Here is a 12,496-nt window from a genome sequence, read left to right on the forward strand (position 1 = left end):
TGTCCTGCAGAGTTATGAAAAAAAGAGAATTCCTTGCCGGTGCGGCGGCACTTGGTGCGTCGATGCCGGTGTTCGCCAAGGCGGGTGCGATGTCGGCATCGCCGGTCACAACACCGCTGGTGACGATCAGCGGCGACATCCGGCGTCACAATCGCGGCCCGGTCGACCCCGCGCTCGATCAACTCTTTCACAAGCAACTGGTGCGGTTCGACGCCGCGTATGCATTCGACTTCGGCATGCTCACGCGTATGCCCGCGCAGTCCATTCGTCCGACGCTGGAATACGATGCCAGGCCGCACACGCTGCGTGGCCCAAGCCTGAGCGACGTGCTCGCCCAGACGGGCGCTCCGACCGATGCGTTGACGCAGGTGTTGTTGCGTGCCATTGACGGGTATGTCGTCGCGACCACCCTCGGGCAATTGCGTGAGTACCGCTTCCTGCTTGCCACGCATCTGGACGACAAGCCGCTCGCGCTCGGCGGCCTCGGGCCGCTCTGGGCGGTCTACGATCCGGCAGCGATCCCTGCGCTGGCCGGCAAATCGCTCAAGGAGCGCTTCACCCTCTGCCCGTGGGGCGTTTATCACATTCAGGTCAACGCGGTATCGTGAGTCGGTCAGCCATCGGTGCGACGTCGCCCGACTGAGGGCGAGCGCGCTACTGCATCGTCAGCCGCTCGGCCCATCCGGCGCGGCGTACCGCCCATTTTTCAAGCTCGGCGCCGATGAATACCAGCAGCCCCGCCGCGAGCACCTCCAACCACTCGCGCAGGTTCAACGGGGCGGAACCGAAGGTGCGTTGCATGAACGGCGTGTAGGTGAAGATCATCTGGAGAAGGAAGCACACGCCAATGGTCAGCAACGCAATGCGATTGCCGAATAGCCCCTGCCGGCTGAGCGCGGTGCGAAAGATCGACCGGCTATTGAGCAGATAGAACATTTCTGCCGCGACCAGCGCGTTGACTGCCATCGTGCGCGCAGACGCCAGGCTCGCGCCGTTTCGCCATTCGAGATAAAACAGTCCGAGCGTGCCGATCATCATCAGCACCGAGACGAACGCGACCCGCCATGCGAAGTACCATGACAGCAGCGGCGCCCCGGACGGTCGGGGCATGCGCTCCATGATGCCCGGTTCGGCGCGCTCGAATGCCAGCGCAATGCCCAGCGTGCTGGACGTCACCATGTTGATCCACAGGACTTGCGCGGGCGTGAGTGGCGCGACACCGAGGGCAAGCACGACCCCTGCGACAACCACCAGCGCCTCGCCGCCGTCGGCCGGCAGCATGAAGAGAATGAACTTCTTGAGGTTGTCGTAGACGCCGCGCCCCTGTCGCACAGCCTTCGCAATGCTGGCAAAGTTATCGTCCGTCAGCACGATGTCGGCGGCCTCCTTGGCGGCCTCGGTGCCCTTGAATCCCATGGCTACGCCCACGTCGGCGCGCTTGAGGGCGGGGGCGTCGTTCACGCCGTCGCCGGTCATGGCCACGACCTGCCCGTCATCCTGCAACGCCTGCACGAGACGCAGTTTATGCTCGGGACTTGCGCGGGCGAAGACATCGATCTCCAGCGCCACGCGCCGCAATTCGGCCTCGCCCATGAGCGCGAGTTCGGCGCCGGTCACCGCAGGTTTGCCAACGCCGATATCGAGCTTTGCGCCGATGGCCTTGGCCGTCTCAGCGTGGTCGCCGGTAATCATCTTCACGCGAATACCCGCCCGGTGGCACTCGGCGACGGCGGCAATCGCCTCGGTGCGTGGCGGATCGATCATCCCGACCAGGGCCAACAGCGTGAAGCCGCGCTCGACGTCACTGAATTCGAGCCGCGCGCCAGACGGAGCGGCCTGTCTGAACGCAAGCGCAAGCACGCGCAGGCCTTGCGCGGCTGCGTCGGTGACCTTGCGCCGCCAGCCATCGATGTCGACGGCGGCGACCGCTTGGTCGCCCGCTTGGCCGCCCGGTTCGGCGATCTGATCGCTGCACATCTCGAAAATGCGCTCTGGAGCGCCTTTGACGAAGAGCCAGGGCGTGCCGGCAGGGTCGACGTGATAGGTCGACATGAAGCGATGCTGCGATTCGAACGGGATCGCATCTTTGCGCGGCCATTGGGCGTGCAGCGCTTCTTGCGAGAGCCCGGCCTTGGCACCGAGCACCAACAACGCCCCTTCGGTCGGGTCGCCTTCGACGCGCCACCCCCCATTGTCGTCCTGCAACACGCGTGCGTCGTTGCAAAGCGCGCCCGCCCGCACCGCCAGCAGCAATTCGGGATCGGTGTGCGGGTCGACACCGGTCCCGTCGAGCGAGAATTTCCCCCCGGGCGAGTAGCCCGCGCCGCTGACGTCGTACCGGCGGCCGGCTGTAACGACGCGCAGCACAGTCATTTCGTTACGGGTGAGCGTGCCGGTCTTGTCGGTGCAGATGACGGTCACGGCACCGAGCGTTTCGACGGCGGGCAAGCGTCGCACAATGGCCTTTTCCCGCGCCATGCGCTGTACTCCGCGGGCCAGAATGACCGTCATGATCGCGGGCAGCCCTTCGGGAATGGCCGACGCCACGAGCGCGACGACCACCATGAACATGTCGCCCGCCGGTTCGCCGCGCCATAGCCAACCGAGGATGAACGTCAGCACGGACACGACGGCGATAACGCCCGCCAGGCCATGTCCGAAGCGTTCGATCTGCCGCAGCAGCGGGGTCGTGCCGTTCTCCACGCCGGTGAGCAGGCGGTTGATCCGGCCGAGTTCGGTGCGCGTGCCGGTGGCGACCACGATGCCCTCGGCCTGTCCGTGGACCACCACCGTGCCCGCATAGGCCATACACCAGCGCTCGCCGAGCACGGCGTCTTGCGCGACCGTCTCCAGCGTTTTTTGCACCGGCTCGGATTCCCCGGTGAGGGCCGATTCGTCGACACGCAGTTCGCGCGAGGCCATGAGGCGAACGTCGGCGGGTACCCGATCGCCAGACGCGAGCACGACGACGTCGCCGGGCACGAGTGTGGCCGCATCGATCTCGCTTCGCGTGCCGCCGCGCACGACGGTGGCGTGGGGCGCGAGCATGGCGCGAATGGCGGCCAGCGCCGATTCGGCCTTGCCTTCCTGCACGAAGCCGATGAGCGCGTTGACGAGCACGGCGGTCATGAGCACGGCGGTATCGAGCCAGTGACCGAGCAGCGCGGTAATGGCGGCCGCGCCCATCATGGCGTAGAGCAGGACGTTGTGGAATTGGTGGAGCAGGCGCGTGAGCGGACCTCGCCGGGCCGGTTCGGCCAGACGGTTCGGACCGTACCGGGAGATGCGCGATTGCGCTTCGGTGAGTGTCAGCCCGTTGGCGCGGGTCACGAGCTCACGCTGCGTCTGTTCAACGGAAAAGGTGTGCCAGTCGCTCTGTGGGGGCGTGTTGTCGTCGCGATGCATCATGGGCCCTCGGTGCGGCGACAGCCACGAACGGGATCACGGCATGGCGCGTGGCTCGACCAGTCGATGGTGATTCTCGGGCAGCATAGCGCAAGTCAGGCCTGCGAGGGGGCGCCGTGCCGGTCATCGTTGTCCGATGTCAAGCGGACCGCGCATGCTGCCCGGCAACGGGGGCCGCGGGTCCCCATGCGCAGGCCAGCGCCGACCCGCTTTACGACGCGTCGGAGCGAAGTCGCTGGCGCGGGCGCGGCACGGCGAGGCGCCGGGCGATGCGCCCAAATGCGCGGATTTGCTGCGCAACCACACCCGTGCCATAACGGCGCGCGCGGCCTTCCGGCGCGGGAAGCTGGTCGCGAATGCCGGTCGGCTCCACTGCGCGCACCCACGACGCGGTGCGGAACAGTACATCCCACCACGGAAAGAGCACGCCGAAGTTGCAGCCGTACCGGGTGCCTTCGTGTCCGTAGCCAATGGCATGATGACGACGGTGAAACGTCGGGCTCACGATCAGGCGTTCGAGTACCGGACCGAAGGGCAGACGCGCATTGACGTGCTGTACGCTTTGCAGGAAGTTGCCGACCGCCACGAGAACGACATACTGCGCCGGTTGCACGCCGATGAAGAGGGCAATGGCGGCAAAAAAAGCGGCTTGCAGGAGGGTGTCGAGGAAGTGGTTGCGGTCATCGCACCACATCGACATCTGCTGCTGGCTGTGATGCACTGCGTGAAGCTCCCACCACACCCCGAAGCGATGCTGCCAGCGGTGATACCAATAGCCGGCGAAGTCGAGCACGATCAGATAGAGCAGGAACGACACCAGCGGTTGGTCCGTCACGCCCGGGTACAGGCCGTCGAGTTCGAAGCTCGGCAGCCCGTGAATCACCATCTGACTCTGCAACGCGTTGAAGACCGGTTGCAGTACCAGGAAGAAGAACAGGTTCAGAAGGCCGAGCTTGGCGATCCATGTATAGATCACATCCGCGCGCACCTGCCGGCGATCCTGCCACTGCTCGATCGGTCGTAGCGCTTCGAGCGGGCGCAACAGCGCGTACGTCACGCCGATCTGGAAGACACCGACGAGCACCCAGTACAGCGCGTCATAGATGTCGTCGTCATAGCCCATCAGGTTGAAGTGGAACAGCAGCGGCTGTACCACGTCGACGTAGACGAGTGTCTGTGCGGCGGAGATGCCGCTGTCTACGACGTTGATGGCTTCCTGGATCATCGGGCGGCCTTTTCAGTCCGGATTCGGCGAGAGTACGGGCGCACGGTCGGCAAAGAAAATACCGTGCGGCGACCGGTTGACGGCAATCCGGTCAACCAGTTGGCGCGTCGTCAGGTCGATCACACCCACGTGGCGCGCGAACCGGAACGTAACCCAAAGATAGCGCTTGTCGGCGGAAAGTTCCATATCGTCCGGTCCGGGCATCAGGCCGGTGATGTCGGCGACCTTGGTGAGCGAATCGTAATCGAGAATGCTGATCGTGCTATCGACGCGATTGCTCACCGCGACGTGACGGCCGTCGGCGAGCGAGCGGAAGTTGTGTGCGCCGCGCCCGGTCGGGATACGCTTGACGACCTTCTGCGCGCGCCAGTCCACCACGGCCACGTCGTCTTCGCCCGTCATGCCGACGAGCAGGTACTTGTCGCCCGGCGTCATCCACAGACCGGCGGGCGTCTTGCCAACCGGCATGCGCCATTTCACCGTCTGCGTCGCGAGGTCGATGGCAGCCAGTTCGCCCGAGTTCTGCAGCGTGACGAACACCGTCTTGCTGTCGGACGTAAAGGTCATATGGCTGGGCGTTTTGGCCAGCGGAATGCGCTTGGCGACCGAGACGTTCTCACCGTCGTAATGATAGACGTCGACGCGGTCGAGCCGCAGCGCCGCCGTCACGAACCATTTGTGGTCGGGCGAGAAGCCGAGCTGATACGGATCGTCGATGTGCGCGACCTCGCGTTGCAGCTTGCCGGTGCGCGGGTCGAGGAACATCAGACTGTTCGAGACCGAGTTCGCGACGATCAGCGAGCGCTTGTCCGGCGTAATCATCAGGTGATGCGGCTCTTTGCCGGTCGGCATCGTGCCCACGACCTTGTGCGTGGCTTGATCGATCAGAGAAAGCTGCGCGGCGCCGGAATCGAGCACGATGACCGTGCCGGCATGGGCGGGCGAGAGCGGGAGTCCGGCGGCGGCCAGTACCGAAAGTGTCGCGAGAGCGCGCACACGACGGCTCAGCCAGAAAAGCTTGGAGGGCTTGATAGAAAACACCATGAATGCCTAGGGTGGGGCGAAAAACGGCGACGCATGCCGGTAAGCCGTACGTCGATTCCTTCGTTAAACGCGCCACCTGCCCCGCCCGTTGACAAGAAAATGGGACGCCAGGGCCGCCATTCGCCGTGGTTTGAATACTCAGGGCGCTTGACGGCGACGCGGGCGCTCAGACCGGCGGTCCATGCGCTACGTCGACGCCATCGACGCCATCGACGCCATCCCACTGTTCCAGCAGGGCCAGCGCCTCGTGCGTCCAGTCGAGCCAGCCTTGCTCATAACGCACGCCAAGCCGGAGGATGTGCCGTTGCAGTGCGGCTTCGCGTGTCGGTACGTCGCCGGACGGAAAATCGCGCGCTTCGATCGCCCGGTACGCCGCGAGCTTCTGGGCGTGGAGCGCGGCGCGGCGGCGAAATTCGGGCCGCAGGCCGAGCGGACCGATGGCCGCATCGGCGCGCAGCCTGACCATCAGGTCGTCACGCAGATCGGACGGTGCCGTAGGCGTGGCCGCCCACGCGAGCAGTTCGTCGCGCCCCGCGTCGAGTACCTCGTAGACGCGTTTGCGCGTGCGTCCGCCGTCGGGCGCGGCCTTGGAGTCGATCCAGCCGGACGCCTCCATACGGGCCAGTTCGCGGTAGATCTGTTGATGCGTGGCGTGCCAGAAGTAGCCGATCGACTTGTCGAAACGGCGGGCAAGGTCATACCCGGAAGAGGATTTCTCCAGCAACGAGGTCATCAAGGCGTGGGCGAGCGGCATGACCGGCAGTGTAGGCACTCTAATTCCACTATGCAACCCGTTGCATAGTCGGCGACGGCCGCTTAGAATCGCCAACAAACTATGCAACCGGTTGCATTGCCCGGTGACACGCACGCAGCGGGTCCCGTGCCGACTGGAAAATGCCCCCGAAACCCGAAGGTCCACGCCGGACAATGAGAGAGACAACGATGAGCGGCTATCCCCACTTGATGCAGCCCCTGGACTTGGGCTTCACGACGTTGCGCAACCGTGTGCTGATGGGTTCGATGCATGTCGGGCTCGAAGAGGCCCGCAATGGTTTTGCTCGCATGGCCGAGTTTTACGCGGAACGTGCGCGCGGCGGTGTGGCGTTGATGGTCACGGGCGGCATCGCGCCGAACGACGCTGGCCGGCCCTACGCGGGCGGTGCGAAGCTCAGCACCGAGGAGGAGGCCGACAAGCACCGGGGCGTGACGCAGGCCGTGCATGCGGCAGGCGGCAAAATCGCCATGCAGATTCTCCATTTCGGGCGCTACGCCTACCATCCCGATCTGGTCGCCCCCAGCGCCTTGCAGGCGCCCATCACGCCCGCCAAGCCGCGCGAACTCACGAGCGACGAGGTCGAGGCCACCATCGACGACTTCGTGAACTGTGCCGCGCTGGCGCAGCGCGCCGGCTACGACGGCGTTGAAATCATGGGTTCCGAGGGCTACCTGATCAACGAATTCGTCGCTGCGCGCACCAACCACCGCACCGACGCCTGGGGCGGCCGCTACGAGAACCGCATGCGTTTCCCGGTCGAGATCGTGCGGCGCGTGCGCCAGCGCGTGGGGCGCGAGTTCATCATCATCTACCGGCTTTCGATGCTCGATCTGGTCGAAGGCGGCTCGACATTCGAGGAAGTGGTGCAACTGGCGCGCGCCGTCGAGGCGGCCGGTGCCACGCTGATCAATACGGGGATCGGCTGGCACGAAGCACGGATCCCGACGATCGCCACCAGTGTGCCGCGAGCGGCATTCACCTGGGTCACCGGCAAACTCAAGGGGCATGTGAGCATTCCGCTCATCACGACGAACCGCATCAACATGCCGGATGTGGCCGAACGCATTCTCGCCGAGGGCGAGGCCGACATGGTGTCGATGGCGCGGCCGCTGCTGGCCGACCCCGAGTTCGTCAACAAGGCGGCGGCCGGCCGTGCCGAGTCCATCAACACCTGTATCGGCTGCAATCAGGCGTGTCTCGATCACACGTTCAGCGGCAAGATCACCTCGTGTCTCGTCAATCCGCGCGCGTGCCACGAGACGGAACTGCGCGTCGAACCGGCGGGACGCACGCGTCGCGTGGCCGTCGTCGGCGCCGGGCCGGCGGGTCTGGCAGCGGCAACCGTTGCGGCGCGGCGCGGTCACGACGTCACGCTCATCGAAGCCGATGCCGAGATTGGCGGCCAGTTCAACATGGCCAAGCGGATTCCCGGCAAAGAAGAGTTCTTCGAGACCCTGCGCTACTTCCGCCACGAGTTGGAAGCCTCGGGCGTCAACGTGCAACTGAACACGCGAGCCACAGCGACATCGCTGGTCGACGGCGGGTACGACGACATTGTGCTGGCGACCGGCGTGGTGCCGCGCACGCCGGCCATCGACGGTGTCGATCATCCCAAGGTACTCAGCTACATCGACGTGCTGCGTGGCGGTGCCGCAGTGGGCAAGACCGTCGCCGTGATCGGGGCGGGCGGCATCGGCTTCGATGTGGCCGAGTTCATCACGCAAGCCGGAGAAAGCGCCACGCGAGTGCCCGCGAAGTTCTACGCGGAATGGGGCATCGATCGGGAATACGCTCACGCGGGAGGCCTCTGCGCGCCGACGCCCGAGACATCTCCCCGCAAGGTGTACCTGTTGCAGCGCAAGGCCTCGAAGGTCGGCGACGGCCTGGGCAAGACTACCGGGTGGATTCACCGCACGTCGCTCAAACATCGTGGCGTGGAGATGATTCCCGGGGTGACGTATCGCAGGATCGACGACGAAGGCCTGCACGTCACCATCGACGACAAGCCGCTCGTGCTGCCCGTCGATAACGTCGTTTTGTGCGCCGGACAGGAGCCGTTGCGCGAATTGGCCGAGGCCCTTCGCACGGCGGGGGCGCGCGTGCATGTGATCGGCGGGGCCGATGTGGCGGCCGAACTCGACGCCAAGCGTGCGATCAAGCAGGGCACGGAACTGGCCATCGACCTGTGACGCGGCGCGGGGGCGCAGGCGGTGGCAAATCTGTGTGCGACAATGGCGCCTCGTCGATTTTCGCCGTCTGCCGGCGTCGTCGCGATGCCAACGCGTGTGTGCCATGTGCCGGGCGCAACATGTCCGAGGCTCGCCGCGGATTGCTGCCGTCATGGCGAGCGCCGCAGCGACCTCCGTGGGAGCCCGTACCGTGTGGCCGACGGTGTCATCGTCAATGAAGCGCAAGTTACAAACTGCCGTTTCGCTCACCGGCCGCCTTCGGTTGCAAAATCTTGCCGTCGTCTGCGTGGTCGTCGTCCTTTGCGGCAGCCTGCTCGTCTGGGCCTGGGGAACCTATCAGCGCGCCAGCGACGCTTCGCTCGCGCTTGAGTCCCTGCGCGCCACGCTACTCGCCATGGAAAAGGCGTCCGCTGAACGGGGGCCGGCCAATGCGGTGCTGGGTGCGGATCTCCCGCTTCCCAACGCGTCCGTGATCGCACTGCGCAACGCCCGCGAAGCGACCAATGCGCGTTTGCAGGACCTGCTCTCGTCGCTCTCGGCCGACGGGTGCGAGCACTGTGGCGCCAGTCTGCGCACAGTCGAGCGCGCGCGCCTCGATCTCGCGGCGGCGAGCGCCAACGTCGATCTGCTGGCGCAGCGCCCGCGCGACATGCGCAGCGACGCAGCGGTGCGCGATGCCGTCGATCGCATGATCCGTGTCATTGCAAATTTCACTTCCGTGGCGTCTTCGCGTATCGACGTGATTTCGCGGGGCGCGCCCGACGCGCTTCACTACGTCGTGCTCGCTCGTTTGGCGGGCGACCTGCGCGAGTATGCCGGTCAGCTTGGCTCGCAGTTCACTGCGTCGCTCACCACCGGAAAGACGCTCACCGAGGCGGATCAGCACAACATTGAGCGAACGCTGGGGCGTATCGACCAACTGCGCGACATGATCGCCTCGCGCGTGGCCGAACCCCCTGAACTCGGTCTCAAGACGCTCGATGCCTTGAATTCACAGTACTTCGCGGCGGGATTGCGTTACGTGGCGACGGTACGCGCGCTCGCGAGCCAGCCACATCCCGCCTCGCTCACGACGGCGGAATTTGCGCGCCGCTACGTGCCCACCATGCGCCCGATCACCGAGTTTCGCGACAGCATGCTCACACTGGCGCAGCGTCAGGTCGACGCGCAATCGTCGCGCGCGCTCAAGGTGTTGATCTTTACCGCAATTGCCGAAATCGCGCTGGTGCTCGCGATCGTCTTTGCATTGCGAAATTTCCGACGCAGTGTGGTTCAGCCGTTCGAGGTGGCGACGCGTCTCGTCGAGGCGCTCGCGCACGGAAACCTCGACGCGTCCGTGCCGGGCGAAGGCATGCCGATACGTCGCCCGCAGGTGCGCGCCGTGTTCGATGCGCTGGGCGTGCTCAGGCAGAACGCGCTCGAGTTGACGCATCTGCGTCGCGAGCACGCACGGTTGCTGGGCGAGCTTGAGATGAGCGCGGAGACCGACCCGCTGACGCGCCTGAGCAACTGGCGTGCGTTCGAGCGACAGGCACAGGTCTTGTGCGCGATACCGTCGCCGGGGCATGTGGCGTTGATCAAGCTCGATATCGATCACTTCACGCAGATCAACGCGACGTGGGGACATGGGGTCGGCGATGAGGTGCTGCGCCGCGTCGGTGCGGTGTGCCTCAATACGTGTCAGCCCGGCGATGTGGTGGCGCGGCTGGGGGCGGATGCGTTTGTCATTCTGGCCCGCGTGCTCGATCGGTCGCGCGCGCAGCAATTCGCCGAACTGCTGCGCGGGCGTATCGAAGCCACCGCATTGACGCTGCCGCATGGCAAAGTCCTGCCCCTGACGGCGAGCTTCGGCCTTGCGATGGACGACCGCGAAACGTTCGATGCGAACGGCCTGTCCTCCGGCGGGCCCACGCACGTCTCGGCGCTGTTGAGCCAGGCGGAGCGACAGCTCCATGCCGCGCGGCAAGCCCGACGCCACACCATGGAGTAGGGCGCCGAACGGCCACACAGCCCGCTGCGATTCAAGGACGTTCGCGTGTCATGGCCATACTGGCATGGCGGTGCCCAGCGCCATCGCCGGCAACGCCCAGTCGACGGGCGTACCCGTCAGTGACATTGGCGTCGCCACACGCCGCACCGGACCCCACGACGTATCCTCGATCCGCTCGCTCAGATCGTCCGGCGTCTCCGCGGCGAGCGGCATGGGCGCCGGTTCGGTCGTGCGATGTGTCGCGAGCAGCCGCGCAGTGCGGGCCAGCGAGGCGCGCACCGAGGTGCCCACGCGCTGCGTCTGGCGAAGCGCCAGCGCATGCACGGCCGCCGCCGCCATCAAATACCCCGTCGCATAGTCGATACCTTGCCCGGGCAGCGGCACCGGCCGGTCCACGCCCGCCGCCCGCATGCCCGCATCGGCGATCCCGGCGCTCATCTGCACGAGACTGTCGAAGCCACGTCGGGCCTGCCAGGGCCCTTGCCATCCATAGGCGTCGAGCGACACATCGATCAGCATGGGGTTGAGTTCACGGCGACGTGCGGCGCCGAGGCCGAGATGCTCGAGTGCGTCGGGGCGATAGCCATGCACGACGATGTCGGCATCGCGCAGGAGCGATTCGAGTACCGCGCGTCCGTCTGCATGTTTCAAGTCGAGGCGTGCACAGCGCTTGCCGAGAACGACTTCCGGCACGGTGCCGGGTTCGTCCCAGCCGGGCGGGTCGATGCGCAACACTTGTGCGCCGAAGCCCGCCAGAAATCGCGTCGCGGTGGGGCCCGCGAGAATGCGGGTCAAATCCAGCACGCGAATCCCACCGAGCGGCCGCTCCCGCAAGGGGCGCCACGTCGAGACGCCACACGGTGCGCTCGCCGCCGATCCAACGTCGAACGTCTCCCAATGCAGCAAGGGCTCCTCGGCTACGGCCGCGCCCTGCGGGTGGGCATCCCACTGCGCGGCGGTACGCATGGCGCCCGCGCATCCGCCCTGGGCGACAACGGCGGCCTCCAGCGCGTCGGCTTGCCAGGTTGCGACGACCCGCGCGACGGCTTCGCGATCGGCGGGGACGCCGAGCACCGCCAGCGCGGCGGCGCGGTGATGCGGCGCGTTGGTGTGCAGGCGAATCCAGCCGTCGGCCGTGCGATAGTCGCCCGCGATGGGGTCCCACAACGGCGGCGACGACCACCCCTGCGCCCGCAACGACGTCTGGAACCAGAACGATGCGAGCCGCCGGTCGACGTTCACCGACGGTATTCCGGCGGTGCCGGCCAGGCCGTAATCGCCGTCGGGGCCGCTCGTGAGCCCGGCAACGGCGAGCGTTGCGCTGGCGATCGCCGCCGTGGCGAAATCGGTATAGGGGAACACGCATGGCAACGCGCCAGTGCCACTGATCGTCAGGTGGACGGGGGCGCCCGGCATGACGCCGTGGATGGCGCGACGCATGCTGTGCAGATAGGGGGCCACGAAGCCAGTGTCTTCGGCGAGCGCCACTGCGGGCCCTGAAACCGCGAAATGCATAGGAGTTCCTCGAACGATTCGATAGACGGCATCGCGTCGAGTTGCGATGCAGGACTGCCGGCGCATTGAAGCTTAAACCGATGGATTTTACTGTCAATATCGATTGACTTAGTCGATCTATCGGGCCACCGCGCCTTGTCTCAGGGGGCGATCACGATGAACGACTTCACTGCCAACCAGGCTGTCAACCAGGCTGCCAAACAGGCAGCCGAGCATCTCGGTGCGTCGCTGCAAACCCTGTAGGCCTACGTGAGTCGTGGATTACTGCATGCGCAGCCGGGGAAGACGCGCCGAGACCGCCGCTACCGTACGGCAGATGTCGGGGTGTGCCCGGCCGAGGGCGCGCAAGGTCG

Annotated in this window: 8 protein-coding genes; 3 read left to right on the forward strand and 5 right to left on the reverse strand. The window is 66.0% G+C overall.

The window, feature by feature from the left end; translation table 11 throughout:
• The first annotated feature begins 14 nt into the window (after positions 1–14).
• Complete coding sequence (locus ACE3UG_RS14430) at positions 15–608, forward strand: molybdopterin-dependent oxidoreductase (protein ID WP_374624984.1); 594 nt, start codon at positions 15–17, stop codon at positions 606–608.
• A 46-nt stretch (positions 609–654) separates the two neighbouring features.
• Here the strand turns inward: ACE3UG_RS14430 and ACE3UG_RS14435 are convergent, their stop codons facing one another.
• From ACE3UG_RS14435 to ACE3UG_RS14450, 4 genes are all read right to left on the reverse strand, one after another.
• Positions 655–3,408, reverse strand: a complete 2,754-nt coding sequence (locus tag ACE3UG_RS14435; RefSeq protein WP_374624986.1) for a cation-transporting P-type ATPase — start codon at positions 3,406–3,408, stop codon at positions 655–657.
• Positions 3,409–3,616: 208 nt separating this feature from the next.
• Positions 3,617–4,630 (reverse strand): sterol desaturase family protein, encoded by a 1,014-nt coding sequence (locus ACE3UG_RS14440; RefSeq protein ID WP_374624988.1) that lies wholly within the window; start codon positions 4,628–4,630, stop codon positions 3,617–3,619.
• A gap of 12 nt (positions 4,631–4,642) precedes the next feature.
• Positions 4,643–5,674 carry a beta-propeller fold lactonase family protein gene (locus ACE3UG_RS14445; protein WP_374624991.1) on the reverse strand — a complete coding sequence of 344 codons (1,032 nt, stop codon included), beginning with the start codon at positions 5,672–5,674 and terminating at the stop codon, positions 4,643–4,645.
• A 166-nt stretch (positions 5,675–5,840) separates the two neighbouring features.
• Positions 5,841–6,428, reverse strand: a complete 588-nt coding sequence (locus ACE3UG_RS14450) for a PadR family transcriptional regulator (protein ID WP_374625045.1) — start codon at positions 6,426–6,428, stop codon at positions 5,841–5,843.
• A gap of 188 nt (positions 6,429–6,616) precedes the next feature.
• On the opposite strand from ACE3UG_RS14450, the gene ACE3UG_RS14455 reads away from it, so the two are divergent.
• A complete protein-coding gene (locus ACE3UG_RS14455; protein WP_374624993.1) occupies positions 6,617–8,638 on the forward strand; it encodes an NADPH-dependent 2,4-dienoyl-CoA reductase in 2,022 nt (673 codons plus the stop codon).
• A 214-nt stretch (positions 8,639–8,852) separates the two neighbouring features.
• Positions 8,853–10,628: a diguanylate cyclase domain-containing protein gene (locus ACE3UG_RS14460; RefSeq protein WP_374624995.1), complete on the forward strand. Its 1,776-nt coding sequence runs from the start codon at positions 8,853–8,855 to the stop codon at positions 10,626–10,628.
• A 48-nt stretch (positions 10,629–10,676) separates the two neighbouring features.
• On the opposite strand, the gene ACE3UG_RS14465 is transcribed toward ACE3UG_RS14460, so the two are convergent.
• Positions 10,677–12,143 (reverse strand): CoA transferase, encoded by a 1,467-nt coding sequence (locus ACE3UG_RS14465; protein WP_374624997.1) that lies wholly within the window; start codon positions 12,141–12,143, stop codon positions 10,677–10,679.
• Between the last annotated feature and the right edge of the window lie 353 nt (positions 12,144–12,496).

This window comes from Pandoraea sp. (assembly GCF_041919235.1).
Taxonomy (GTDB): domain Bacteria; phylum Pseudomonadota; class Gammaproteobacteria; order Burkholderiales; family Burkholderiaceae; genus Pandoraea.

Bases quoted from the DNA above. Each gene is read 5' to 3' on its own strand.
- ACE3UG_RS14430 (WP_374624984.1), top strand. From the start codon at position 15: ATGAAAAAAAGAGAATTCCTTGCCGGTGCGGCGGCACTTGGTGCGTCG.
- ACE3UG_RS14435 (WP_374624986.1), bottom strand. From the start codon at position 3,408: ATGATGCATCGCGACGACAACACGCCCCCACAGAGCGACTGGCACACC.
- ACE3UG_RS14440 (WP_374624988.1), bottom strand. From the start codon at position 4,630: ATGATCCAGGAAGCCATCAACGTCGTAGACAGCGGCATCTCCGCCGCA.
- ACE3UG_RS14445 (WP_374624991.1), bottom strand. From the start codon at position 5,674: ATGGTGTTTTCTATCAAGCCCTCCAAGCTTTTCTGGCTGAGCCGTCGT.
- ACE3UG_RS14450 (WP_374625045.1), bottom strand. From the start codon at position 6,428: ATGCCGCTCGCCCACGCCTTGATGACCTCGTTGCTGGAGAAATCCTCT.
- ACE3UG_RS14455 (WP_374624993.1), top strand. From the start codon at position 6,617: ATGAGCGGCTATCCCCACTTGATGCAGCCCCTGGACTTGGGCTTCACG.
- ACE3UG_RS14460 (WP_374624995.1), top strand. From the start codon at position 8,853: ATGAAGCGCAAGTTACAAACTGCCGTTTCGCTCACCGGCCGCCTTCGG.
- ACE3UG_RS14465 (WP_374624997.1), bottom strand. From the start codon at position 12,143: ATGCATTTCGCGGTTTCAGGGCCCGCAGTGGCGCTCGCCGAAGACACT.